This window comes from Streptomyces lincolnensis (assembly GCF_021173675.1).
Taxonomy (GTDB): domain Bacteria; phylum Actinomycetota; class Actinomycetes; order Streptomycetales; family Streptomycetaceae; genus Streptomyces; species Streptomyces lincolnensis_B.
The window spans coordinates 101,879-127,440 of sequence record NZ_JAIHON010000015.1 but is presented as its reverse complement, the minus strand read 5'-3'; the positions used below and the strand labels follow the sequence as shown (position 1 = coordinate 127,440).

Annotated in this window: 19 protein-coding genes; 6 read left to right on the top strand and 13 right to left on the bottom strand. The window is 72.3% G+C overall.

What is annotated here, in order from left to right:
* Window positions 1–46 precede the first annotated feature (46 nt).
* Together K4B79_RS37570 and K4B79_RS37565 are read right to left on the bottom strand one after the other, a co-directional pair.
* Complete coding sequence (locus K4B79_RS37570; RefSeq protein WP_232031889.1) at window positions 47–2,800, bottom strand: protein kinase; 2,754 nt, start codon at window positions 2,798–2,800, stop codon at window positions 47–49.
* Between the two features lie 185 nt (window positions 2,801–2,985).
* Window positions 2,986–5,421 carry a serine/threonine-protein kinase gene (locus K4B79_RS37565; protein WP_232031888.1) on the bottom strand — a complete coding sequence of 812 codons (2,436 nt, stop codon included), beginning with the start codon at window positions 5,419–5,421 and terminating at the stop codon, window positions 2,986–2,988.
* Window positions 5,422–5,617: 196 nt separating this feature from the next.
* Between K4B79_RS37565 and K4B79_RS37560 the strand changes: the two genes are divergently transcribed.
* Window positions 5,618–5,839 (top strand): hypothetical protein, encoded by a 222-nt coding sequence (locus tag K4B79_RS37560; protein ID WP_232031887.1) that lies wholly within the window; start codon window positions 5,618–5,620, stop codon window positions 5,837–5,839.
* A 59-nt stretch (window positions 5,840–5,898) separates the two neighbouring features.
* Here the strand turns inward: K4B79_RS37560 and K4B79_RS37555 are convergent, their stop codons facing one another.
* The gene (locus K4B79_RS37555) at window positions 5,899–7,605 is read right to left on the bottom strand and encodes a glycerol-3-phosphate dehydrogenase/oxidase (RefSeq protein WP_232031986.1); all 1,707 of its coding nucleotides are present in this window, start codon (window positions 7,603–7,605) and stop codon (window positions 5,899–5,901) included.
* Window positions 7,606–7,917: 312 nt separating this feature from the next.
* On the opposite strand from K4B79_RS37555, the gene K4B79_RS37550 reads away from it, so the two are divergent.
* Together K4B79_RS37550 and K4B79_RS37545 are read left to right on the top strand one after the other, a co-directional pair.
* Entirely contained in the window at window positions 7,918–9,126 is a 1,209-nt protein-coding gene (locus K4B79_RS37550; RefSeq protein ID WP_232031886.1) for a nucleotide sugar dehydrogenase, read from the top strand.
* A 190-nt stretch (window positions 9,127–9,316) separates the two neighbouring features.
* Complete coding sequence (locus K4B79_RS37545) at window positions 9,317–9,871, top strand: hypothetical protein (RefSeq protein WP_232031885.1); 555 nt, start codon at window positions 9,317–9,319, stop codon at window positions 9,869–9,871.
* 66 nt (window positions 9,872–9,937) lie between these two features.
* On the opposite strand, the gene K4B79_RS37540 is transcribed toward K4B79_RS37545, so the two are convergent.
* The 4 genes from K4B79_RS37540 to K4B79_RS37525 all read right to left on the bottom strand — a co-directional run bounded on the left by K4B79_RS37540 (window position 9,938) and on the right by K4B79_RS37525 (window position 14,296).
* The gene (locus K4B79_RS37540) at window positions 9,938–11,062 is read right to left on the bottom strand and encodes a GuaB3 family IMP dehydrogenase-related protein (RefSeq protein WP_232031884.1); all 1,125 of its coding nucleotides are present in this window, start codon (window positions 11,060–11,062) and stop codon (window positions 9,938–9,940) included.
* A 105-nt stretch (window positions 11,063–11,167) separates the two neighbouring features.
* Window positions 11,168–12,670 carry an IMP dehydrogenase gene (gene guaB, locus K4B79_RS37535; RefSeq protein WP_232031883.1) on the bottom strand — a complete coding sequence of 501 codons (1,503 nt, stop codon included), beginning with the start codon at window positions 12,668–12,670 and terminating at the stop codon, window positions 11,168–11,170.
* Between the two features lie 141 nt (window positions 12,671–12,811).
* Window positions 12,812–13,399 carry a sigma-70 family RNA polymerase sigma factor gene (locus K4B79_RS37530; RefSeq protein ID WP_067438054.1) on the bottom strand — a complete coding sequence of 196 codons (588 nt, stop codon included), beginning with the start codon at window positions 13,397–13,399 and terminating at the stop codon, window positions 12,812–12,814.
* Window positions 13,400–13,684: 285 nt separating this feature from the next.
* On the bottom strand, window positions 13,685–14,296 hold the full coding sequence (locus tag K4B79_RS37525; protein WP_003948568.1) for a response regulator transcription factor: 612 nt from the start codon (window positions 14,294–14,296) through the stop codon (window positions 13,685–13,687).
* 381 nt (window positions 14,297–14,677) lie between these two features.
* On the opposite strand from K4B79_RS37525, the gene K4B79_RS37520 reads away from it, so the two are divergent.
* Entirely contained in the window at window positions 14,678–15,007 is a 330-nt protein-coding gene (locus K4B79_RS37520; RefSeq protein ID WP_232031882.1) for a WhiB family transcriptional regulator, read from the top strand.
* A gap of 85 nt (window positions 15,008–15,092) precedes the next feature.
* Here the strand turns inward: K4B79_RS37520 and K4B79_RS37515 are convergent, their stop codons facing one another.
* A complete protein-coding gene (locus K4B79_RS37515; RefSeq protein WP_232031881.1) occupies window positions 15,093–15,995 on the bottom strand; it encodes a LysR family transcriptional regulator in 903 nt (300 codons plus the stop codon).
* 81 nt (window positions 15,996–16,076) lie between these two features.
* Between K4B79_RS37515 and K4B79_RS37510 the strand changes: the two genes are divergently transcribed.
* Together K4B79_RS37510 and K4B79_RS37505 are read left to right on the top strand one after the other, a co-directional pair.
* Window positions 16,077–16,745, top strand: coding sequence for an MOSC domain-containing protein (locus K4B79_RS37510; protein ID WP_232031880.1), 669 nt, complete (start codon window positions 16,077–16,079; stop codon window positions 16,743–16,745).
* A gap of 107 nt (window positions 16,746–16,852) precedes the next feature.
* The gene (locus tag K4B79_RS37505; protein WP_232031879.1) at window positions 16,853–17,626 is read left to right on the top strand and encodes an SDR family NAD(P)-dependent oxidoreductase; all 774 of its coding nucleotides are present in this window, start codon (window positions 16,853–16,855) and stop codon (window positions 17,624–17,626) included.
* Here the strand turns inward: K4B79_RS37505 and K4B79_RS37500 are convergent.
* From K4B79_RS37500 to K4B79_RS37480, 5 genes are all read right to left on the bottom strand, one after another.
* Window positions 17,589–21,185 (bottom strand): tetratricopeptide repeat protein, encoded by a 3,597-nt coding sequence (locus K4B79_RS37500; protein ID WP_232031878.1) that lies wholly within the window; start codon window positions 21,183–21,185, stop codon window positions 17,589–17,591. The genes K4B79_RS37505 and K4B79_RS37500 overlap by 38 nt on opposite strands.
* A gap of 168 nt (window positions 21,186–21,353) precedes the next feature.
* The gene (groL, locus tag K4B79_RS37495) at window positions 21,354–22,979 is read right to left on the bottom strand and encodes a chaperonin GroEL (protein WP_232031877.1); all 1,626 of its coding nucleotides are present in this window, start codon (window positions 22,977–22,979) and stop codon (window positions 21,354–21,356) included.
* Between the two features lie 115 nt (window positions 22,980–23,094).
* On the bottom strand, window positions 23,095–23,403 hold the full coding sequence (gene groES / locus K4B79_RS37490) for a co-chaperone GroES (protein ID WP_003998759.1): 309 nt from the start codon (window positions 23,401–23,403) through the stop codon (window positions 23,095–23,097).
* A gap of 315 nt (window positions 23,404–23,718) precedes the next feature.
* Window positions 23,719–24,576, bottom strand: coding sequence for a polysaccharide deacetylase family protein (locus K4B79_RS37485; protein ID WP_374208560.1), 858 nt, complete (start codon window positions 24,574–24,576; stop codon window positions 23,719–23,721).
* The gene (locus K4B79_RS37480; RefSeq protein ID WP_232031876.1) at window positions 24,573–25,541 is read right to left on the bottom strand and encodes a polysaccharide deacetylase family protein; all 969 of its coding nucleotides are present in this window, start codon (window positions 25,539–25,541) and stop codon (window positions 24,573–24,575) included. The genes K4B79_RS37485 and K4B79_RS37480 overlap by 4 nt, the downstream gene beginning before the upstream one ends.
* Window positions 25,542–25,562 lie beyond the last annotated feature (21 nt).

Sequence of the window (25,562 nt, the reverse complement as noted above, 5' to 3'; positions counted from 1 at the left end):
AACCCGCCGCACCCGAACCGCGTCCGGACGAGCGCCGTCCGGTTTGCTACCCGGTGACCTGATACGTCGCCGACGCCTGCTCGTACAGCCGGGTCACCTCGTCCCGCTCGGCCTCCGGGCCGCGCACCTGCACCACGTGGTACTTGCCGTCGATCAGCAGCGCCAGGTTGCGCACGAAAAGCTCGCGCCCGTCACCGTCGGTCCAGGTGAACTGCCCCTCGGCCATCGAGCGCTCACCGACCTGGATCGACTTCAGCCCGGTCGCGGTGGCCCAGCTGGAGTCCCGGTACGGCTGGAGCTCGGGCTCCTTCTCCCGCTGGTACACCATCGGGTCGCCGCCGTCCTGGGCCGCGCTGTCCCGGCCCGGTACGACGATGAGCTCGAAGTTCCCGTGCGTGTACACGATCTGCCCGCGGCCGTTGACCGCGGTGCGGTCCCAGCCGTTGGCCACGGCGACCTGGAAGCCCCCGGGGTCCTTGCGCAGCGTGAAGCCGTCGGCGACCTCGGGTCCGCTGGTCTGCGTCTCGGTGGACGGGGCGGAGGACGGGCTGCTGTCCTGGGGTCCCGGCGAGGTCTGGTCGGGGCGGGGCTCGCTGCTCGGCTCCGCGGACCGCTCGGGCGCCGTGCCGACCGAGCCGGAACCGGTGGACTGCGAGGCGTCCTCCCCGTCGGCCCCCGACTTCGGCATGAACAGCATCGCGTACGCGATCGCGCCGGCCAGCAGGAGCAGGATCAGCAGAAGCAGGGTCCGCCCGAGCCGCCTGGGCGAACGGACCTCCTCCCGAGCCCGCTTGTGCCGTCCCTGGTGCGCGGGCAGCCCGGCGCGCCGCCTGCGCACCAGTTCGCCCCGCCGCCGCACGATCGGCAGCCGGCTGGTGTCCGCGGGCGGCGCCGCGACGACATGCACCCCGGCGTCCGGCTCGGGCGCCGACCGCACCAACGAGCGCAGCCAGCCGCGCAGTTCCTCGAAGTCCAGGCGCTCGGTCGGGTCCTGCCGCAGCAGTGACTCCACGACCGGCCTGAGCGGCCCGCACTCCTCGGCGAAGGCGGGCGGCTCCGCGCACACCAGCTGCACCAGCTCGGCGGTCGACTCCTCGGGGTAGGGCGCGTGCCCCTGCACGGCACGGAAGAGCAGCGCGCCGAGCGCCCACAGGTCGGTCGCGGGCCCGATGGGCGCCGCCAGCTGCCAGTTCTCGTGCACGGGCCCGGCCTGCTCCGGTGCCCAGCGCTCGGTCACCGGTCCCACCACGGCCATCCGGGCCTGCCGCGCCCGCTCGGCGGCCAGCGCGGTGGTCGGCCCCCGGCGCACCGGCGCCTCGGCGGCGAGTTCGTCCCAACGGCTCGGCCGCGGGCCCGCCGCGTCCTGGACGGCCGGCGCGACGCCGTTGCCGCCCTGCGGAGGATGCGGAGGCTGAGGATACTGAGGCTGCGGAAGTGCCGTCGCCGTACGGCCGGTCGCGTCCGCGTGGGTGTTCCCGGCCGGCGGCAGCGTCCCCCCGGGCGCGTTCCGCGGAGCGGCTCCGTGCCAGGCGGGGCCCCGCACGCCGTAGGGGTCGGCTATCTGCCCCGGAGGCACGGTCCCGGGCGCGTGCTGCACACCGTTCGCCGTGGGGTACGGCGACTGCTGGACGTGCTGGACGCCGTGGGGGGCGGCGGGGCCCAGCGGGGGCTGCTGTGCCGAGCCGTCGGCCTGCGAGCCCGGGTCGTCCTCGGGGGCGGGACGCGCTCCCGGCAGGGCCGCCCGTCCGTTCTGCGCCTCCTGGACCCGGGCCGCGGCCCGCGCACCCGCGCGATACGCGGCGATGGCACCGGCCCGCGCCGCCCTGATGTCCGTACCGGTGTCGACGGGGTTGCGCGCGATCGCGGCCGACGCCCCGTTCGCCTGGTCCGCCCCGACCGCCGGCAGCGCGCCGTTCTCCCGGGCCTCGATGGCGGCCCGCCGGGCGGCCTCGGGGTCACCCCCGCCGAACGTGACGCCACCGCCACCCGCAGGGGCACCGCCGCCGGGCCTGCCGACCACCCCGGAACCACTGAGCGCGCCAGGGCCACCCTGCGCACGCTGCGTGCCCATCGCACCCGGGCCGTGGGGCTGGGGCGCGCCGGAACCGGCGTGCGGGCCCGGCTCTCCGCCTCCCCCGGCCGCGCCGGAGCCGTCGCTCCCATGGCCCCAGTCCCCGTCCTCGGCCGGGACCGGGTCGTACCCGCACAGCGCTTCCTCCGCCGCGCCCACCGCGAGACCGGTCAGCATCACCCGGCCGTCGTCGCAGACCATCACCGTGCGCGCGGTGACATTGCGGTGCACCCAGCCGTGGGCGTGCAGGACGCGCAGGGCCATGAGGACGTCGGCGGCGACCTCGGCCGCCCGGTAGGGCGTCAGCGGCTTCTCGGCGAGCAGCGCGGCCAGTGGACGCGCGGCCACGAACTCGCTGACGACCCACAGCGAACCGCCCTCGGCGAACACGTCGAAGACCTGGTCGAGCCGTGGATGATCGGGTATCCGGGCGGCGGCCTGCGCGGCCTCCACGGCCCGGCGTACGGCGGGATCCGCCGGCCGTCGCGCGCCCGAGCCCGCCGGGGAGCGCCGCGCTCCTCGGGGGTCACGCGCCGTGAAACCGTCCGGCAGCCCCTCGGCGTCGAGGACCTCCGCCTCGACCACCTCCGGCAACGGCACCTGCCGGACCAGGACTTCCTGCCCGCTGTAGGTGTCGAAGGCCCGGGTGTCGGTGAGTTCGTACTCGTCGGAGGGCGGCAGCGGCAGGCGGTAGCGGTCGGCGAGTACCCGTCCCGCATAGTCGTCCACGTTGCCTCCCCCGGCCGCCCGGTTGGTCAATTCCGTTCGCCTTGCGACCCGTTCGTACCCGTTCCCGGATGCGTACGGTCCGCAATCATTCACGATACGTGCCGGAGGCAACCCGCAGAGAGGGGATGCCAGATCTCACGCGGCAAACCCGGTATCGAACACGTAGTCGATCATCGCGCGGTCCCTCAGGACTTCGGCGTGAAGGTCTCCGTCAGCGTCTTCCAGGTGCTCTCGCGCAGGCCCGTGTCCCAGTTCGCGGCCTTCGCCGTGTACATCAGCGCGTATCCGAGGCTGTCGTTGACGACGAATCCCCGGTCGATCACCCGGTACGTCGTCCCGCCCTCCGAGTAGGTGAACTCCCAGTCGGCCGTGTTCCAGCCGCGGTAGCTCACCGCCTCTATTCGGATCCGCTCGTACTGAGCGCGCCGCATGCCGGACTCCTGGTTCTTCCAGTCCGTGACCGGGTCGCCCTTGGGCGTGGACGTCCAGGCGACGAGCAGCCGCTGCCCGTCGGGCCCGGAGAAACGGTCCCCCGCGCCACCCGAGGAGCTGTACTTCCACCCCGCGGGCAGCCCGATCGAGTAGCCCTGGCTTCCCTTGTGCGTCGACTGCGCCGTGCTGTCGCCGGAGCCGGTACCGGAGTCGCCCGAGCCCGAGCCGGATCCCGCGCCCGCACCGCTGCCGTCGGACGCGCTCGCCCCGCCGCTCGGCGTGACCTGCGAACCCGATCCGGCCGTCGGCGACTTGCTCTCCGAGCCGTCCGTGTGGGCGCCGCCGTTGTCGTCGTCCTTGGTGTCGGCGCTCGCGCTGGGACCTGCGGTCACCTTGGTCCCGCCGCCCTTGGCCCCCTCGGGGTTGTCGTCACCGCCGAGCGTCAGTGCCAGCACGGTGCCGAGCACGGCGAGCACCACGACCACCGCGATGATCACCAGGGTCCGCTTCGGCACCACGTCGGTGAGCGGCGCCCTGGGCACGGGCCGCGGCGGCAGGTCCGGCGGCGTCATCACGGGCCACCCGGAACTCCGGCCCGCGGACCCACCGCTCGCACCCTGCGCGGAGCCGTCGCGGGGACCGGGCACACCGGCCGCCGCCGAGCCCGAAGCCGTGGCGGAGGGGGATCCGGAAGCGGCGGAGGCAGGCGAAGAAGTCGAGGCGGGCGAGGACTTGGACGAGACCGAAGACGAAGGTGAGGCCGCAGCGGCGGTGGCGGACGAGGCCGCGGCGGACGAACCCGCCGCCGTCTTCGCCGTCTCGGCCGCCTTCGCCGTCTTCGGGGTCTGCGCGGCTTGCGCGGTCTTCGTCGTCTTCCCGGAGGGCTCCGCACCGCCCGCACCCGAACCGGCCGCGCCACCGCGCGCACCCGACGCACCGACCGCTCCCGGACCCGCCGCACCGGCGGCCCCGGCCTCGGCCGTCCCCCGGCCGGCCGCGGTACCCGAGGGAGCCGTCGCCCCGCCACCGGACCCCGAGCCGGACGAGCCCTCGTCCGAGCCCGAGCCCGAGCCCGAACCGGCCCCGGTCCCGCCGGACTTGGTACGGGACGCGGCCGCGGACGTGGCCGCGGCCCCTGCGGCCTTCCGCACGGAGCGGAACGCGCCGCGCAGCCGGTCGCCCGCCTCCTCGCCGCGCTTGCCTCCGGTGCTCCCGGAACTCCTCTTGTCCCCCGAACTCCTCCTGCCCGCGCGCTCGTCGGGCTGCGGGGGCAGCGGCACCACCTTCGTGGCGTCCATGGCCGGTTCCGGTTCGGCCTTCGGTTCCGGCGCGTGGATCACGGCGTTGAGCATCGTCCGCGCGCCCGTGTCGTCGAGCCGCTTGGCGGGATCCTTGGTCAGCAGGCCGTAGATGACGTCCTTCAGCGGACCGGCGTTCTTCGGATCCTCCAGCGGCTCCGTCATCACCGCGGTCAGGGTCGCGATCGCGGACCCCTTGTCGTAGGGCGGCGCGCCCTCGACCGCGGCGTACAGCAGGCCGCCCAGCGACCACAGGTCGGCGGCGGGACCGGGCTTGTGACCGCGGGCCCGCTCCGGGGAGATGTAGGAGGGCGCGCCGACGAGCATGCCGGTGGAGGTGATGGAGGGGTCGCCCTCCACCTGGGCGATGCCGAAGTCGGTGAGCACGACCCGGCCGTCCTCGGAGATCAGCACGTTGGACGGCTTCACGTCGCGGTGCAGGATGCCCTCGCGGTGCGCGGAGCGCAGGACGTCGAGGACGGCGAGGCCGACCTCCGCCGCGCGCTTCGGCTCCAGCAGGCCGTCCTCGCGGATGACCTCGGCGAGCGACTTGCCCTCGACGAGCTCCATCACGATCCACGGCCGGTCGTCCTCGTCGACCACGTCGTAGACGGTCACCGCGCTGTTGTTGCGGATCCGTGCGATCGCCTTGGCCTCGCGCAGTGTGCGCGTGATCAGCCGGCGCTTCTCGTCCTCGTCGATGTTGGACGGGAACCGCAGTTCCTTGACGGCGACCGTCCGGCCCAGGGTCTCGTCCTCGGCACGCCACACCGTGCCCATGCCTCCGCGACCGAGCACCCCTCCCAGGCGGTACCGCCCGGCGAGAAGACGCTCGCCGTCGTCCTGACGAGTGTCCTGACGGGATGTCCCCGCCCGCTCCGCCTCCGACATGCGTCCCCTCATGCAACCCGCCCTGACAGAGCCTCCATTGTCCCTCACCCGACAAGTGCCCAGCGCCCAGGGTGCCCCTGGGAGCATGTCGGCCCTGCTCTTCGTCGTGTTCCGCCCCGCACCCCACCCAACGGCCGGGCCCCGCTCAAAGATCCCGGCCTACGACACCCGTTCGAGTGAGCTCTACGATCTACCCATGTCCGAGACGCCCTCGCACTGGACCGTGCACCATTTCTCGCAGGCCAATCCCTCCGGCCCGGGCTGCGACAGCGTGCCGGATCTCCTGCGCCGGCTGGCGGATTCCATCGAGGCATTGGGCCCGGTCGAGGTCCAGCACCTCGTCATCGAGTCGGAGATCACCGAGCACGGCCCCTGGCGGTCGGGGACCGTCTACTTCCATCCGGCGGAGGCCGGCTGAGGCCGGGCGGGGCCGGGCGGGGCCGGGCGGGGCCGGGCGGGGCCGGGCGGGGCCGGTTCCTACAGCGGCACGATGTCCGGCGCCCCCAACCGCGCCGCGTCCGCCGTCAGGTCGTCCGGCTGCCGCTGCGACTCCCGCTCCGCCTCGACCCGCTTCTCGTAGTGCTCGACCTCGCGCTCGATCTGGTCCTTGTCCCAGCCGAGCACCGGCGCCATCAGCTCCGCGGCCTCGCGGGCGCTGCGGGTGCCGCGGTCGAAGGTCTCGATGGAGATACGGGTACGCCGGGTCAGTACGTCGTCCAGATGCCGGGCCCCCTCGTGCGAGGCGGCGTAGACGATCTCGGCCCGCAGATAGTCGTCGGCCGCGTGCAGCGGCTCGCCCAGCGAGGTGTCCGCGGCGACGAGGTCGAGCACCTCCTCCGCCAGGGCGCCGTACCGATTCAGCAGATGCTCGACGCGCACCACGTGCAGGCCGGTGCGGGCGGCGATCCGCGCCCGCGCGTTCCACAGCGCCCGGTATCCCTCGGCGCCCAGCAGCGGGACGTCCTCCGTGACGCACTCGGCGACCCGCATGTCGAGTCCGTGCACCGCCTCGTCCACCGCGTCCTTGGCCATCACCCGGTAGGTCGTGTACTTGCCACCCGCCACGACCACGAGCCCCGGCGCGGGATGCGCCACGGTGTGCTCGCGCGAGAGCTTGCTGGTGGCGTCCGACTCACCGGCGAGCAGCGGCCGCAGTCCGGCGTACACGCCCTGGACGTCGTCGCGGGTCAGCGGCACCGCGAGCACGGAGTTCACGTGCTCCAGCAGATAGTCGATGTCGGCGCTGGACGCGGCCGGGTGCGCCTTGTCGAGGTCCCAGTCGGTGTCCGTGGTCCCGATGATCCAGTGCCGGCCCCAGGGGATGACGAAGAGGACGGACTTCTCGGTGCGCAGGATCAGGCCGGACGAGGAGGTGATGCGGTCCTTGGGGACGACGAGGTGGATGCCCTTGGACGCCCGGACGTGGAACTGGCCGCGCTCCCCGACCATCGCCTGGGTGTCGTCGGTCCACACACCGGTGGCGTTGACGACCTGTTTGGCACGGATCTCGTACTCCCCGCCGGCCTCGACGTCCTGCACCCGGGCGCCGACCACCCGCTCCCCCTCGCGCAGGAAGCCGGTGACCCGCGCGCGGTTGGCGGTCTTCGCGCCGTAGGCCGCCGCGGTGCGCACGAGGGTCGCCACGAAGCGGGCGTCGTCCATCTGGGCGTCGTAGTACTGCAGGGCGCCGACCAGCGCGTCCTTCTTCAGGGCGGGCGCGACCCGCAGGGCGTGACGGCGGCTCAGGTGCCGGTGCACGGGCAGGCCCCGGCCGTGGCCGCGGGCCATCGACATGGCGTCGTAGAGCGCGACGCCCGAGCCGGCGTAGAGCCGCTCCCAGCCCTTGTGCTGAAGGGGGTACAGGAACGGCACGGGTTTCACCAGGTGGGGTGCGAGCCGCTCCAGGAGCAGGCCGCGCTCCTTCAACGCCTCGCGGACGAGCGCGAAGTCGAGCATCTCCAGATAGCGCAGGCCGCCGTGGATCAGTTTGCTGGAGCGGCTGGAGGTGCCGGACGCCCAGTCACGCGCCTCGACCAGGCCCACGGACAGCCCTCGGGTGACGGCGTCGAGGGCGGTGCCCGCACCGACCACACCCGCTCCCACCACCAGCACGTCCAGCTCACGCTCGGCCATTGATGCGAGTGACTCGGCGCGTTGCGCCGGTCCCAGTGTCGCTGTCCTCACCGCTGCCTCCCGCTGTAGGGCGCGCCGGTCGCGCTCCTGTCGCACCGGCTCACTCCTGGGGAGTGGCCCGGTCCGTTTCCCCCATGCCCAAATTCTGACCGGCTTGCCCGACTTCAGCCACCAGTCACCCCCAGCCTGTGGACAACTTTCACGGACGCGTGGTCCCACGCTCACACACCCGCAGAAAGACACACGGAATCAATCCCGTATTTCGGTCATATTTACTCCTAGTCTGACATTGCGCTCGCCCATCCTGTCCACAGGGCTTGCGCACCTGTCCCGCTTCGGTTACTGGGAAGGACGGCCCACGCCATGCCCGCAGATCTCGCCGTCATCGGACTCGGCCCCTACGGACTGCCGCTGGCCCAGGCCGCCGTCACCGCCGGCATCCCCACGCTCGGTTACCGCACGGGACCCGAGGCCGGCTCGCTCAGCCCCGCCGAACTGCGCCGGATGCTCTCGGGGGGCTTCCGGCACGCCACCAGCCCGGCCGAACTCGGCCGGGTGCGCACCGCCGTCATCTGCGCCCCCACGCCACCCGGCGCGGACGGCGGCCCCGACCTGGGCCAGGTGGAGGCGGCCGCCCGCACCCTGGCCGCGCGCCTGCGCCCGCACACCACGGTGATCCTGGAGTCGCCGGTGCACCCGGGCACCACCGAGGACTTCCTGCGCCCGCTCCTCGAAGAGGGCTCGGGCCTGCGCGCGGGCCGCGACTTCCACCTCGCCTACTCCCCCAGCCGGGTCGACCCCGGCAACCGCGACTTCACCCCCGCCAACACCCCCAAGGTGATCGGCGGCCTGACTCCGGCGTGCACCGAGTCGGCCGCGGCCTTCTACTCGAGGCTCACCGACAAGGTCGTACGCGCGCGTGGACCGCGAGAGGCGGAGACGGTCCAGCTCCTGGAGACCAACTACCGGCACGTCAACATCGCCCTGGTCAACGAGATGGCCGTGCTGTGCCACGAGTTGGGCGTCGACCTGTGGGACGTCATCCGCTGCGCCGAGACCAAGCCGTTCGGCTTCCAGGCCTTCCGCCCCGGCCCCGGCGTCGGCGGCCACGCCACCGCGCGGGACCTGACCGGCCACACCGGCCGCAGCCTGCGCATGGTCGAGCTCGCCCAACAGGTCAACCACCAGATGCCGCGCTACGTCATCCAGCGCGCCGCGGCCCTCCTCAACGAGCACGGCAAGTCCGCGCGCGGCGCCCGGGTGCTGCTCCTCGGCGTCACCTACAAGCCCGACCTCGCCGACCAGCAGGCCACCCCCGCCCAGGAGATCGCCGTCCGGCTGATGCAACTCGGCGCCTCCGTCAGCTACCACGACCCGCACATCCCGTCCTGGAACGTCCTGGACCGCCCGGTGCCGCGCGCCGACTCGCTCTACGAGGCCGCCGCCGACGCCGACCTGACGATCCTGCTCCAGCAGCACCGCACGTACGACCTCCAAGGCCTGTCCGTGAAGGCCCAGTTGCTCCTGGACACACGCGGAGCCACACCGACGGGCGCGGCCCACCGGCTCTGACCCCGCCGAACAGCGGCGAACAGCGGCGAAATCGAGACACGAAATCACTGGTGGACCGCTCGGGGGCGCCTGCTACTCTTCGGCGACTCGTCGCACAAACGTGCGCGAATCCTGCCGCACCCACGTGCGCGTGCCCACACCGCTCATTTCATGCATCGGTCCCGCGAGGGACTCGGGGGGATTTCCTGTCATGACCCAGCCAACTCCGCCGCAGCCCGCCGAGGGCAACCCGTACGCCCCGCAGCCCGGCACCGCTCCCCAGCCCACCGGCGGCAACCCCTTCGCCCAGCAGCCCGGCGCCGTACCCCCGCCCCCGGCCTACGTCACGACCCCGGCCCCCGCCCGCGGCAACCTCGCCCTCGGCATCGTCGCCGCCGTCGTGGCGGCGCTGGTCACCGCCGGGATCTACGGCGCGATCATCGGCGCCACCGAGCGCGAGATCGGCTACGCGGCCATCGGCGTCGGCTTCCTCGTCGGCCTCGCGGCCGGCAAGATCGGCGGCCCCAACCCGGTGGTGCCCGTGGTGAGCGCGCTGCTGGCCCTGGGCGCCATCTACCTCGGCCAGCTGATCGGCATCGCCGCGATCTTCGCCGACGAGTTCGACATGTCCGTCACCACCGTCCTCATGGACCACTTCGGCGACCTCGCCAAGGGCTGGAAGGAGACGGTCGACGCGATGACCTTCCTCTTCTTCGCCATCGGCGCCTTCGCCGCGTTCTCGGGCGCGAAGAAGGCCGCGTCGTAAGAGCGCACACCCAGCAGGAAGGGGCCGCCCACCCGATGGTGAGCGGCCCCTTCGACGTCGTACGGCCTAGCGGCGGTGCTGGGAGTCCGCGACCGTCACCTCGACGCGCTGGAACTCCTTGAGCTCGCTGTAGCCGGTGGTGGCCATGGCGCGGCGCAGGGCGCCGAAGAGGTTCATCGAGCCGTCCGGGGTGTGGGACGGGCCGGTGAGGACCTCCTCGATGGTGCCGACCGTGCCGAGGTCGACCTTCTTGCCGCGCGGCAGCTCCTCGTTGACGGCCTCCATGCCCCAGTGGTTGCCCTTGCCGGGCGCGTCCGTGGCGCGGGCCAGCGGGGAGCCCATCATGACCGCGTCGGCGCCGCAGGCGATCGCCTTGGGCAGGTCGCCGGACCAGCCGACGCCGCCGTCCGCGATGACGTGCACGTACCGGCCGCCGGACTCGTCCATGTAGTCGCGGCGGGCGGCGGCCACATCGGCCACCGCGGTCGCCATCGGGACCTGGATGCCCAGGACGTTGCGCGTGGTGTGCGCGGCGCCGCCGCCGAAGCCGACCAGGACGCCCGCGGCGCCGGTGCGCATCAGATGCAGGGCCGCGGTGTAGGTGGCGCAGCCGCCGACGATCACCGGGACGTCGAGCTCGTAGATGAACTGCTTCAGGTTCAGCGGTTCGTGCGAGCCGGAGACGTGCTCCGCCGAGACCGTCGTACCGCGGATGACGAAGATGTCCACGCCCGCGTCCACGACCACCTTGGAGAACTCGGCGGTGCGCTGCGGGGAGAGCGCGGCGGCGGTGACCACGCCCGAGTCGCGCACCTCCTTCAGGCGCTGCCCGATGAGCTCCTCCTTGATGGGAGCGGCGTAGATCTCCTGGAGCCGGCGGGTGGCCGCCTCGACGGGCAGGCCGACGATCTCGTCCAGCAGCGGCTGCGGGTCCTCGTACCGCGTCCACAGGCCTTCGAGGTTGAGCACGCCGAGGCCGCCGAGCTCGCCGATGCGGATCGCGGTGGCCGGCGAGACGACCGAGTCCATGGGGGCGGCCAAGAAGGGCAGCTCGAACCGGTAGGCGTCGATCTGCCAGGCGATCGAGACCTCCTTCGGGTCGCGCGTACGACGGCTGGGGACGACGGCGATGTCGTCGAAGGCGTACGCCCGGCGGCCGCGCTTGCCGCGCCCGATCTCGATCTCAGTCACGTGGGTGGCCTTTCGTGATGCGTTTCAGCGTCTTCCAGTATCCCCGACGGGTACGACAAGGGCGGCCCCGGATGCCCCGGGGCCGCCCTCACGCGCGCGTGGCCGTCACTTGCGGCTGTAGTTCGGGGCCTCCACCGTCATCTGGATGTCGTGCGGGTGCGACTCCTTCAGACCCGCCGAGGTGATCCGCACGAAGCGGCCCTTGGACTCCATCTCGTCGATGGTGGCCGCGCCCACGTAGCCCATGGTCTGGCGCAGCCCGCCGACGAGCTGGTGCAGGACGCTGGACAGCGGGCCCCGGTAGGGCACCTGCCCCTCGATGCCCTCGGGCACGAGCTTGTCGTCCGCGGAGACCTCGGCCTGGAAGTAGCGGTCCTTGGAGTACGACTTGCCCTGGCCCCGGGACTGCATGGCGCCGAGCGAGCCCATGCCGCGGTACGACTTGAACTGCTTGCCGTTGATGAACTGCAGCTCGCCGGGCGACTCCTCGCAGCCCGCGAGCAGCGAGCCCAACATCACGGTGTCGGCACCGGCGGCGAGCGCCTTGCCGATGTCGCCGGAGTACTGCAGGCCGCCGTCGCCGATCAGCGGGATGCCGGCGGGGCGGGCGGCGAGGGAGGCCTCGTAGATGGCGGTGACCTGCGGGACGCCGATGCCGGCGACCACGCGGGTGGTGCAGATGGAGCCCGGCCCGACCCCGACCTTGATGCCGTCGACACCGGCGTCGATGAGCGCCTGGGCGCCGTCGCGGGTGGCGACATTGCCGCCGATCACGTCGACGCCGACGCTCGACTTGATCTTCGACATCCAGCTGAGGGCGTTGCTGTTGTGGCCGTGCGAGGTGTCGACGACCAGGAAGTCCACGCCGGCCTCGGCGAGCGCCTGGGCGCGTTCCAGGGCCTCGGGGCTGGCGCCGACGGCGGCACCGACCAGGAGCCGGCCCTCGGAGTCCTTGGCGGCGTTGGGGTACTTCTCCGCCTTGACGAAGTCCTTGACCGTGATGAGGCCCTTGAGGACGCCCGCCCCGTCGACCAGGGGAAGCTTCTCGATCTTGTGGCGGCGCAGCAGTTCCATCGCCTCGCTGCCGGAGATGCCGACCTGGCCGGTGACCAGCGGCATCGGCGTCATGACCTCGCGCACCTGACGGCTGCGGTCCGTCTCGAAGGCCATGTCGCGGTTGGTGACGATGCCGAGCAGCTTGCCGGCCGGGTCGGTGACCGGGACACCGCTGATGCGGAACTTGGCGCACAGCGCGTCGGCCTCGGCGAGGGTCGCCTCCGGGTGCACCGTGATGGGGTCGGTGACCATGCCGGACTCGGACCGCTTCACCAGGTCGACCTGGTTGACCTGGTCCTCGACGGAGAGGTTGCGGTGCAGCACGCCGACGCCGCCCAGGCGGGCCATCGCGATGGCCATGCGGGACTCGGTCACCTTGTCCATGGCCGCCGAGAGCAGCGGGATGTTCACCCGGACGTTGCGGGAGATGCGGGACGAGGTGTCGACCGCGTTGGGGAGCACCTCGGAGGCTCCCGGCAGCAGCAGCACGTCGTCGTAGGTCAGCCCGAGTGTCGCGAATTTTCCGGGCACTCCGTCGACGTTCGCAGTCATGACACCTTCCCCAAATGGCCTTGATCGGTGCGGATGTCCATGCTAACGGGAAGCGAGGGGCTCACATTCCACGGTTCGGACCCACTCCGGGCTTCGTATGTTCATACGGAATCGGTGCCGCGTCCGTTCAGGGAACGCGGCCTACTGCTCGGCCAGCGCCCGCAGCCTGCTCAGCGCCCTGTGCTGGGCCACTCGGACCGCACCGGGTGACATTCCCAACATCTGACCCGTCTCCTCCGCCGTCAACCCCACCGCGATGCGCAGCAGCAACAGTTCGCGCTGGTTCTCGGGGAGGTTGGCCAGCAGTTTCTTGGCCCAGGCGGCGTCGCTGCTGAGCAGGGCGCGCTCCTCCGGGCCGAGCGAGTCGTCGGGCCGCTCCGGCATCTCGTCCGAGGGGACGGCCGTGGAGCCGGGGTGCCGCATCGCCGCCCGCTGGAGGTCGGCGACCTTGTGCGCGGCGATGGCGAAGACGAACGCCTCGAAGGGCCGTCCGGTGTCCTTGTAGCGCGGCAGGGCGAGGAGGACGGCCACGCAGACCTCCTGGGCCAGGTCCTCCACGAAGTGCCGGGCGTCGCCGGGCAGGCGGGACAGACGGGTGCGGCAGTAGCGCAGCGCCAGGGGGTGGACATGGGCGAGCAGGTCGTGCGTGGCCTGCTCGTCCCCGTCGACGGCGCGGTGGACGAGCGCACCGATCGCCCCTGGGGCAGTGCCCGCCTCGTCGTCGCGCATCGGTCCATGGTGCCCTGACGGCATCGGATGCGCGGCATCGCCCTGGTCGTTGTGCACCGAAGCGTTATGAGCAGGTGCGCCGGAACTCATCCCTTGCGCCCTCCCCTTCCGCTCGACCGACTCGTCCCCGAGGAACTCCACACCTCAAGGATGCGGCATCCGCCGCGAAACAAGCGCCCGCGCCCCAAAGGGGCGCGGGGCTGCGTCCATATGCGGCTGCCGCCGCGGGGCGCGACCAGCCACAAACAGCCCGCACCAGAACGACGACCTACGACGACCGAGCTCTCAGCGAACCAGACCCCACCGGAACCCGAGAGCGACAGCATGCGCCCGGTCAGACGCACCCAGCTTCTTGAACAACCGCCGAGCATGCGTCTTCACCGTGTCCTCGGACAGGAACAGCTCACGCCCGATCTCCGCGTTGGACCGCCCGTGGCTCATCCCTTCGAGCACCTGGATCTCACGCGCCGTGAGCGTCGGCGCCGCGCCCATCTCGGCGGACCGCAGCCGCCGCGGGGCGAGCCGCCAGGTCGGGTCGGCGAGCGCCTGCGTGACGGTGGCGCGCAACTCGGCCCGGGAGGCGTCCTTGTGGAGGTACCCGCGTGCCCCCGCCGCCACCGCGAGAGCGACCCCGTCGAGGTCCTCGGCGACGGTGAGCATGATGATGCGCGCCCCGGGGTCGGCGGACAGCAGCCGCCGGACGGTCTCGACGCCGCCCAGACCGGGCATGCGTACGTCCATCAGAATCAGGTCCGAGCGGTCGGCACCCCAGCGGCGGAGGACTTCCTCGCCGTTGGCCGCCGTCGTCACACGCTCGACGCCGGGCACGGTCGCGACCGCGCGGCGGAGCGCCTCTCGGGCAAGCGGGGAGTCGTCGCAGACGAGGACGGATGTCATGGCCGCCCTCCGCAGCTGATGCACGTCACCTTGAGCCTCCAGGCTGGTACGAAATCGTCACCTGTGCGGTCGACCGTCTCGGACGCCTGCCCGAGCACTTGTTGTTTCAACCGCCTCGCACTCTCAACGACGGTCACTCGAAAGAGTTACGGGGCCGTGTGCCATCTTCGGCACTCTACGTGAGGGTGCGGACACGGTGCAGACATGAGCTGCGGACCCACAACGTTTCATCACAACCCATGCCCCATTCAGACCCTTTTCTTCCCTTTTCCTGGTGTCTAAGGCTAGATTCGCAATGAGTCATATTTTCATCTCCTTAGATCGTAGATATGCGGTCGTGGACACCGGATCCGCCACAGAACGGCTACAAGGGGTCACGTAATGGCAGATTTCTCCCGCCTTCCCGGACCGAACGCGGACCTGTGGGACTGGCAGCTCCTGGCTGCCTGTCGCGGCGTGGACAGCTCGCTCTTCTTCCATCCGGAGGGCGAGCGCGGTGCGGCCCGGAGTGCTCGCGAGAACTCGGCCAAGGAGGTCTGCATGAGGTGCCCGGTGCGCGCGCAGTGCGCGGCGCACGCGTTGGCGGTGAGAGAGCCGTACGGCGTGTGGGGCGGGCTGACCGAGGACGAGCGCGAGGAGCTCATGGGGCGGGCGCGGCACCGGCTGGTGTCGGCGTCGGCCGGCGCCGGAGGCAGCTCCTCGAACAATTGAAGGAACGTTTCTGCGGGAACGTCTCACATGGGGAAGGGCACGCGCGCGTGCCCTTCCCCATGTGTGTGGGTGCCTGTACGAGCGCCTATCGCGTGGCCGCGCGGGCGAGTTGGTCCAGCGTCGCCGCCACCGCCGGGACCTGGGCGAGGTCGGGCAGGGTGAGCGCGACGATCTCGCGCCGGACCGCCGGTTCCAGGGTCACCGTGCGCGCGCCCCGTGGCCGTACGGACTCGATCGCGAGCTGGGGCAGGACGGCGACGCCCAGGCCCGCGCCCACCAGGCCGACCACCGCCGGGTAGTCGTCGGTGGCGAAGTCGATGCGCGGGGTGAAGCCGGCGCTCTCGCAGACCTCGACGAGCTGGCCGCGGCAGCGCGGGCAGCCGGCGATCCACGGCTCGCGCGCGAGGTCGCCGATGGCCACGGACGGCGCGTGCGCGAGCCGGTGCCGTTCCGGTACGAGCGCCACGAGCCGGTCGCTCAGCAGGGGCCGTACGACGAGGTCGTCCCACTCCCCCTCCTGGCCGCCCCTCGCGCCTTCGTACCGGAAGGCGAGGGCCAGGTCGCAGTCGCCCTCGCGCAGCAGCCGGACCGACTGCGGCGGCTCGGCCTCCTCCAACGAGACGCGGGTGCCGGGGTGTTCGGCGCGCAGGGCGGCCAGGGCGGTGGGGACCAGGGTGGAGCTGCCGCTGGGGAAGGAGACCAGGCGGACGCGGCCCGCGCGCAGACCGGCGATCGCGGCGACCTCCTCCTCGGCGGCGGTGAGTCCGGCGAGGATGCCCGCCGCGTGCCGTACGAGGGTCTGGCCGGCCTGGGTCAGCCGCATCTCGCGGCCGCTGCGGACCAGCAGAGGAGTGCCGACGGAGGCCTCCAGGGCCTTCATCTGCTGACTGACGGCGGGCTGGGTGCAGCCCAGTTCGCGCCCCGCCGCCGAGAAGGAACCGGTGGTGGCGACGGCGCGCAGCACACGGAGATGACGGGCCTCGATCACCCTTCGAGCATAAGTGCACCTTGGGGCGGTCGCCGAAAAATCCGTCGACGCTTTGATGGCCGGTCGCCTACCGTGCGGGACATGAGGCTTCTGTCAGTGAACCTGGGCCGCGCGACGGCCGTGCCCTACACGGACAACCCCGAAGGCGTGACGGGCATCGACAAGCAACCGGTCGAGGGGCCGGTGCGGGTGGCGGCTCCCGGCCCCAAGGGGATCGGCGGGAGCGGGCTGGCCGGGGACGCGGTGTGCAAGAAGCAGCACCACGGCGGCGACGACCAGGCCGTGTACGTGATGGCCCGCGAGGATCTGGACGACTGGGAGGGCGAGCTGGGGCGCGCGCTGGCCAACGGCGCCTTCGGGGAGAACCTCACGACCGAGGGACTGGACGTCTCCGGCGCGCTGATCGGCGAGCGCTGGCGCATCGGGTCCGAGGTGGTGCTGGAGATCAGCAGCGGACGCATCCCCTGTGGCACGTTCCAGGGCCACATGGGTGAGAAGCGGTGGGTGAAGCGGTTCACTCAGAAGGGCGCGCCGGGGGCGTATCTCCGGGTGATCGAGCCGGGGGAGATCCAGGCCGGGGACCCGGTCGAGATCGTCCACCGCCCCGACCACGACGTGACGGTCGCCCTGGCGTTCCGCGCGATGACCACCGGGCGCGAGCTCCAGCCGCGGCTGCTGGCGGCGGGCGAGGCGCTGCATCCGGAGGTGCGCAAGTGGGCGCTGGAGTACGTGGAGAAGCACGGTTCCTGACACCTCGTCAGCAGGCCCGCGGTCGGTCCGTTCTTCCTCATGAGGACTCATGAGGAGGCCCTGTGCAGGGAGCGGACGGGCCCGGTCCGGGTCATTAACCTTGCGCCATGACAACGGCTCTCATCACGGGATCGACCGCGGGCATCGGCGCCGCGTTCGCGCGGCGGCTGGCGGCGGACGGGCACAACCTCGTCCTGGTCGCCCGCGACACCAAGCGGCTGCGCGAACAGGCGACCGAGCTGCACGACCGGCACGGCATCGAGGCGGAGGTCCTCACCGCGGACCTCGCCACCGACGACGGCATCGAGGCGGTGGCCGCCCGGCTCGGCGACCGCAAGAACCCCGTCGACCTGCTGATCAACAACGCGGGCTTCGGCAACAAGGGCCGCTATCTCGACGTGGCCATGGCCGACGAGCTGGCGATGCTCAAGGTGCACTGCGAGGCGGTGCTGCGGCTGACCTCGGCGGCGACCGAGGCGATGCGCGCGCGGGGCCGGGGCGGTGTCGTCAACGTCGCCTCGGTCGCGGCCTTCGTCCCCCGTGGCACCTACGGCGCCTCCAAGGCGTGGGTCGTGCAGTTCACCCAGGGCGCGGCACGCGACCTCGCGGGCAGCGGCGTACGGCTGATGGCCCTGTGCCCCGGCTTCGTCCGCACCGAGTTCCACCAGCGGGCCGGGATGGGCACGGACAACATCCCGGGGTGGATGTGGCTCGACGCGGACAAGCTGGTGGCCGCGGCACTGACCGACCTCGCCCGCGGCAAGTCCCTCTCCATCCCCGACCCGCGCTACAAGACCCTGATGGGCCTGGCGAAGGTGGCGCCGCGGTCGCTGCTGGGCGGGATCACGTCGAAGACGGGGCGGAAGTACGGGCCTCAGTAGGTGGTCCGATGTGGCGGCGGCAGGCCGACCTGATCTCGTTCGCCGCCTCGATCACCAGGGGCACCGTCTCGGGAGCGTGCCGGAGCAGGGCGGGGAGGGCCGGTGCCCAGCCGCCCGTCCTCAGGGCGTGGGCGATCGACCGGCGGGCGCGCACCGGATCCGCGGTGGCCCCGGCGACGGCGGCGTGGGCCCGGGCGGCATGGGCGGGGGCGACCAGGAGACGGATGAGCCGTTCGGCGGGGTCGAGGGCACCCGCCTCGGCGAGCGACCGCACGAGCCGCACCACCCCGCGCGCGGAGTGCTCGTCGACGTCGGGCAGGAGCCGCTCGACGCGGTCGACGGCGTCCTCGTGGCGGCCGACCGCGACCAGGGTCTCGGCGATCCTGATCACCGAGGTCCAGTGGCGTTCCTCGTGGTCCTCGGCCCTCCCCTCGTCGTGCGACTCTGCCTCGGCGGCCAGGGCCAGGGCCCGGTCGTGCTCGCCGATCTCGATCAGGGTCCTGGCCACGGTGTCGGTGTCGACGAACGGCGCGGTCCTGGCCAGCAGGGTGACATGCGCCCTCGCCACCGTGTGCAGGCCCGCCCTGGCCATCGCCAGGGCCAGGGCGGCGCGGTAGGTGGAGCGGGCATGGCCGTCCGTCGTCTCCCGGAGCACCTTCTCGGCGCGGTCGAAGTCGCCGGCCCGCGCGAGGCCGTCCACCAGCGCGCCGCGCACCTCGTACGCCATGAGGAGGTCGTCCGCCCTCTTGCGGACGTAGGACTCCGCGAGGGCCTTCGCCCTGGTGTGGTGGCCGCTCACGGCCAGTCGCCGCACCAGCGCGGTGACGGCCGCGCGCCGCTGGTCCACGGCGATCCGCCGGAGCAGGGCTCTGGCCCGGTCCAGTTCCCCCACGCCGGCGAGTGCCGAGATCGTGGCGGTCAACTCCTCGTGGGCGAAGTGGACGACGCCCCGCCCGGGGAACAGCTCCTCGACGCCCCGCAGGAGCGCCAGCGCCTCCTCGGACCGTCCGGCCTCACCGAGGGCCAGGGCGGCCTGGCTCAGCTTCCGGGCCGCCGTGCCCGCCTCGGGGCATCTCATGTGCGTCTCGACGTCCTGGAGGATCCGCTCCGCCCGCTCCGGCTGTCCCGACCGCGCCAGTGCGGTGGCCACGTCGACCAGGGCGCGGGCCCGGCCCTCGGCGTCCTCGATCGTGTCGGCGAGGTCGGTGGCCCGGTCGAAGAGCCCCTTCTCCGCCAGTGAGCTGACGATCTGGCAGCGGGCGTGCCGGCGCCAGACCGCTTCCTTGGGCCGCTTCGCCAGTTTCAGGGCCCGGTCGAAGGCGCCCGCTTCCGCCAGGACACCGGTCAGGGAGGAGAACAGCTCGCCCGACTCCTTCTCGGACGAGGGGAGTTCACCGGCGACGGCGAGGGCGCGGTCGTACTCCCCCGCCTCGGCCAGGCTCAGCGCGATGCTCCGCAGACCGGAGGTGCGGGTGGTCCCCTCCAGCGAGCGGGCCAGGGTCAGGGCGGTGTCGAAGTCCCCGGCCTCGGCCAGGTGCGTGACGACGTCCCGCACCGCCTGTTCCCGCTTGAGGCGGCCGGGGATGGCCGTCGCCAGCCGGAGGGCGCGCTCGCTCTCGCCCGCTTCGAGCAGTCCCGTGACCTGGACGACGCGCAGCCGGTCGTCGTCGGCGAGTTCCGAGGACCGGGCGAACAGGCGCTCCGCGTCCGGGAGTTCACCGGTGCGGGCGAGGGCGGCGGCCAGCGCGATCAGGCCGGTGAGCCGGGCCGCGGGGAACTCGGCGTCGCGGGCCAGCAGTTCGGCCTCGGCGGTCCGGCCCGCCTCGGCCAGCGCCGCGACGACGACCGCGGTGCCGCGCGCGGCGCAGTCCTCGTCGGGGGCGGTGCGCACCAGTTCCCGCGCACGATCCGGGTGTCCGGCCTCCACGCAGGCGGTGACCACCCTCGTGTACGCCGGCGACCTGAAGATCGAGTCGTCGAGGGCACGGGCGGTCCCGGCGGCCTCCTCGTACCGCCCGGCCCGGATCCGCTGCTCGCTCAGCCGTTGCAGGATCAGGTTCCCGGAGAACCATCCGCCGCACTGTCGCGCGCACTCCTCGGCCTCGGCCCACAGCTCCGGTACGGCCTCGGGCGCGCCCGCGGCCGCCAGTTCCCCGGCCACGTCGGCGAGCGCCAGCCCCCGCCGCTCCGCGTCCGAGAAGCCGCGGGCCAGGGCCAGGGCCCGGCTCGTCCGGCCGGCCGCGGCCCATGCCTTCGGCAGGGCGTGGGGCAGCCCCTCGTTGCGGTCGCCGAGGTGCTCGCGGTGGACGGCCAGCCGTACGGAGTCCAGCAGCGGCCGTCCCGGCACCTCGGCCACGGCCTGCTCCGCGGCCCGGATCTCGTTCATCGCGGCGCCGTCCCCACCGGTGGACTCGCGCATCCGGTCATGGCGTACGGCGTCCAGCGCGCACGCGGTCATCCGGTCCACGTCACCCGCCGCGCCCAGCATGCGGGCGTATCCGCGCAGCAGGTACTCCGGTGTCTCCCGCGGCCAGCCCCGCTCCCGCCACGCGTCGGCCCACGCGTGCAACCGCCCGCGGAAGCGGCCGAGTTCGGCGGTGCCCAGCATGTCCTCGGCCTGGAGCTGGAGTTCCTCGTGGCCCAGCAGGTACACCGACACCCGCCGGCCGAAGGTCCGCCCCGCGCAGGTGTCCAGGACGTCGCGCACGCGATACGGCACGGCCCCCGTCAGCTCCGCCAGATCCGGCGCGGTGAGGCCGCCGCCCGCGGCCGTCACCAGGGCCAGCAGGTCGTACTCCAGACCTCCGGCCCCGATCAGCCGCTTCAGCTCGCGTTCCGCCTCGACGCGCACGGCCTGGGCGTACGGCGACGGATCCAGCGTCCGTACGGCGGCGGGGTCGCGCAGCGGATGGTCGCCGGGGACGTCGCCCGGCAGGGGCGGGTTCAGGCGGCCGGCGACCAGGACCCGCAGCCCGTGCTCGGGGCGGCCCGGCAACAGGCTCGCGATGCTGTGCGCGTCCGGGCCGGTCGTGACGCCCCGGTCCTCGTCCAGGCCGTCCACCAGCAGCACCAGCCGTTCGCCGCGTGCGCCGCAGACGCGGGCCGCCTCGGCGCAGAGGCGGAGCAGGTGGGCCTCGCGGGTCGCGGGGGTCAGGTGGGCGGGGATGCCCTCGCCGGAGATTTCGGCCAGTTGTTCGAGGACCACGTCGACGTAGGCGACCACGTCGTTCTGCGCGCCGAGCCGGGCCGTGACGAAGAAGGGGACGATCCGCACGCCCGCCGGGGGATGCAGGGCGAACCAGGAGAGCAGGGCCGTCTTGCCCGCCCAGGCTCCCGCCCGCCACCAGGCGTACGCCGGTCCGCGGGAGGCCGTGCAGAAGGCGGCGAGGTCCTTCAGCTCGGCGTCGCGGTCGACGAGTTCGACGGGGGCGATGCGGCGCACCTGCTCCCAGTAGGCCGAACGCACCGTGGGCGCGAGGAGGACCTGGTTGTTGTCGCCCGTGACGGCCACGCCTATGTCGCCGCCCGCCGAGACGGACTGCCTCCCCCGCACCTGCATGGCCTCATGATGCCGGAGGCGGCGGCGCCATGACCTTCGTACCGCTCGGAGACGTCGGGTCGACCGGCTTGGGGCACCTGGTGCGACGGGGGTACCCGGTCAGTGGCCCGCGAAGGGGAAAGCCCCCGCTTCCGGGGGAAGCGGGGGCTTTCTGCGAGCTGTGTGGGCTCAGTGGGAGTGGCCGTGGCTGTGGCCCGCCGCGGCCGGCTCCTCCTCTTCCTTCTTCTCGACGACCAGGGTCTCGGTCGTGAGCAGGAGGGAGGCGATGGAGGCGGCGTTCTCCAGGGCGGAGCGGGTGACCTTGACCGGGTCGATGACGCCGGCCTTGACCAGGTCGCCGTACTCGCCGGTGGCGGCGTTGAAGCCCTGGCCCTTGTCGAGCTCGGCGACCTTGGAGGTGATGACGTAGCCCTCCAGGCCGGCGTTCTCGGCGATCCAGCGCAGCGGCTCGACGACGGCCTTGCGGACGACGGCGACACCGGTGGCCTCGTCGCCGGTCTTGCCGAGGCCGCCCTCCAGCACCTTGGCGGCGTGGACGAGCGCGGAGCCACCACCGGAGACGATGCCCTCCTCGACCGCGGCGCGGGTCGCGGAGATGGCGTCCTCCAGACGGTGCTTCTTCTCCTTCAGCTCCACCTCGGTGGCGGCGCCGACCTTGATCACGCACACGCCGCCGGCCAGCTTCGCGAGGCGCTCCTGGAGCTTCTCGCGGTCCCAGTCGGAGTCCGTGTTCTCGATCTCGGCCTTGATCTGGGCGACGCGGCCCGTGACGTCCTCGGAGTTGCCGGCGCCGTCGACGACCGTGGTGTCGTCCTTGGTGACGGTGACGCGGCGGGCGGAGCCCAGCACGTCCAGGCCGACCTGGTCGAGCTTGAGGCCGACCTCCTCGGAGATGACCGTGGCGCCGGTGAGGACCGCCAGGTCCTGCAGCATCGCCTTGCGGCGGTCACCGAAGCCGGGGGCCTTGACCGCGACCGCGTTGAAGGTGCCGCGGATCTTGTTCACGACCAGGGTCGACAGGGCCTCGCCCTCGACGTCCTCGGCGATGATCAGCAGCGGCTTGGAGGCGCCCGCCTGGATGACCTTCTCGAGGAGCGGCAGCAGGTCCTGGATCGAGGAGATCTTGCCCTGGTTGATCAGGATGTACGGGTCGTCGAGGACGGCCTCCATACGCTCCTGGTCCGTCACGAAGTACGGCGACAGGTAGCCCTTGTCGAAGGCCATGCCCTCGGTGAAGTCCAGCTCCAGACCGAAGGTGTTGGACTCCTCGACGGTGATGACACCGTCCTTGCCGACCTTGTCCATCGCCTCGGCGATGAGCTCGCCGACCTGCGGGTCCTGGGCGGACAGACCGGCGACGGCGGCGATGTCGGACTTCTCGTCGATCGGGCGGGCGGTCGCGAGGAGCTCCTCGGAGACCGCGGCCACGGCCGCGTCGATGCCCTTCTTCAGCAGCGCCGGGGAGGCACCCGCGGCGACGTTCTTCAGGCCCTCGCGGACCAGCGCCTGGGCGAGCACGGTGGCGGTGGTGGTGCCGTCACCCGCGATGTCGTTGGTCTTGGTCGCCACCTCCTTCACCAGCTGCGCGCCGAGGTTCTCGTACGGGTCGTCGATCTCGACCTCGCGGGCGATGGTGACGCCGTCGTTGGTGATGGTGGGGGCGCCGAACTTCTTGTCGATGACGACGTTGCGGCCCTTGGGGCCGATCGTCACCTTGACCGTGTCGGCAAGCTTGTTGACGCCGCGCTCGAGGGCGCGACGGGCGTCCTCGTCGAACTTCAGGATCTTCGCCATGGGAGCGGTTCAGCCCTCTCGGAAAACGTGGGTGAAACGAACTGCGCCCCTGACGCCCGGCTTCATAAGGTCGCGGGGGCCCGGGGCGCAGCTCACAAGCAGATGCTTGGGTGAATTACTTCTCGATGATCGCGAGCACGTCGCGAGCCGAGAGGACGAGGTACTCCTCGCCGTTGTACTTCACCTCGGTGCCGCCGTACTTGCTGTACAGCACGATGTCGCCGGTCTTCACGTCAAGCGGAAGACGCTCGCCGTTCTCGAAGCGGCCCGGACCCACGGCAAGGACGACGCCCTCCTGGGGCTTCTCCTTGGCGGTGTCCGGAATGACCAGGCCAGAGGCGGTGGTCTGCTCGGCGTCGAGCGGCTGGACCACAATGCGGTCCTCGAGCGGCTTGATGGCAACCTTGGAGCTGGTGGTCGTCACGATCCGACCTCCCCCTTCGGAGATCTCACGGGGTTAACTGTCTGAGGTGGCGACCAGGTGGATCCGTCGTCGCGGGTGCCGGACCTGCCCGTCGCGTAGTTGGCACTCGACTCTGCCGAGTGCCAGAGCCGAGACTATGACCGTGATTAGCACTCGGTCAAGCGGAGTGCCAATTGCCTGCGGCGCGGCGCGGGTGTTTTCCGTGACCGTGGGGACGGGTGCCGTCCGGGGGCTGCCGCCCCCGGGCCCCCGCTGTCGGCCCTGAAGGGGCCTCGTCCTCAAACGCCGGACGGGCTGAGATGGCCTCGGCGGGGACTAGATGTAGTCCTCCAGGCGCCCCACCGTCAGGCCCGCCCCCTGGATCTCTCGCAGCAGGTGGGTCGTGCGGTCCACCAGGGTCCGGGCCGCCGCCTCCCCCGAGGTGATCGAGACGATGTCTCCGGGGCGCAGGTGTTTCTCACCCTCGGTGAAGGTCACGCGGCCGGTCTCCAGGGACGCGCGCCACAGGACGAGGGCGGCGAGGCCGCAGTCGGAGGCGGCGCGCAGGGTCGTCGGGTCGTAGGTGCCGTAAGGCGGGCGGAGGAGGTGGGGGCGGATGCCGAAGCGGGCGCGGAGTTTGTCCTGCTGGCCGCAGATCTCGGCGCGCTGGCCGGCGTACGGCAGACCGCGCAGGGCGGGGTGGTCGAGGGTGTGGTTCTGGATGCTCGCGCCGACCGAGCGCAGGCGGGCGAAGTGGGCGTAGCCCGGGCCGACGACGCTGTCCGTGAGGAACATGGTGACCGGCAGGCGCAGTTCGCGGACCATCGCGACGAACCGGGGATCACGCTCGGCGCCGTCGTCGTAGGTCAGGAAGACGACCGGGTCGGAGGTGGGCACGCGGGCGACCACGGGCAGGGCGCCCAGGGTGGGGCGGGACACCGGTTTCGGGGCGGGGCGCAGGGGGGTCTTGAGGCCCCAGCGGCGGTGCGGCGGCTGCTCGGCGGGCGGGGCGCCGTGCGAGCCCCCGCGCTGGGGGGCCTGTCCGCCCGGGCGCTCGACGGGATCGACGGGGTGGGCGGGGTGGGCGGGATCGACCGGGTGGACGGGCCTGGTGCAGGCGCCCAGCAGCAGGGCGGCCGCCAGGGCAGCCGCCGTCGCCAGGGCGGCACCCGGCGTCGCCCGCCGGCGCCTCACAGGTAGTCCTCCAGGCGGGCCACGGCGTACCCCTCGGCCGTGACCTTGTCCAGGAACCGGCGGATCATGTCCGGCATCGTGCCCTTCCAGTCGTCCCGGCCCCGGAAGTGACTGAGGACGATGTCGCCGGGACGGATCCTGCGGTCCCACTCGCGGTACTCCCAGCGGTCGACGAAGACCTCCTCGTTCCACAGGGGCGCGTACCGGATGCCGCAGGCCCTGGCGGCGCGCAGGGTGTCCTCGTTGTAGTTGCCGAAGGGCGGGCGGAAGAGCGCGGGGCGCTTGCCGTAGCGCTTCTCGATGACGTCCTGCATGCCGCAGATCTCGCGCTTCTGGCGGCTGTAGGACAGTCCCGGCAGGTAGGGGTGGCGGAGGGTGTGGTTGTTCAGTACGACCCCGGTGTCCCGCATCTTCTTGAAGTAGCCGTAGTCCTCCTTGACCAGGTAGTCGCTGAGGAAGGCGGTGTACGGGACCTTCAGCTCGCTCATCATCCGCAGGAACGCGGGGTCCTTCTCGGCGCCGTCGTCGATGGTGAGGAAGACGACCTTCTGCCGGGTGGGGACGGTGGTGAAGACCGGGGGGAGGCCGGCGTGGCCGTCCACCTCGAAGCCCTTGCGGGTGGTGATCCGCGGCTTGGCGGCCGGAGGCGCCGGCGGGGTCAGGGGCACCGTCTTCAGGCCCCACCTCCTGGCCGCCGCCACCTTGGCCCGGTGGGTGGCGCGGAGCTTGGCGGCGTAGTGGTCGAGGGCGCGGGCCGGGGGCGCCTTCAGCCGCTCCTGGCCGGCGGCCGGGCGTACGCCGGTGGAACCGTCCTGGGCGCAGCCGGAGGCGAGGGCGGCGAGGGTGAGGACGGCGAGCGCGCCACGGACGTGGTTCGTTCGAACACGGCTCGTGCGGGCGCGGCTCGCTCGGGCGCGGATCGTGCCATTCGCCCGGGGTTTGTCATTTTGTACTACTACTCGCATGGAGCCGGATCCTCGCAGCCG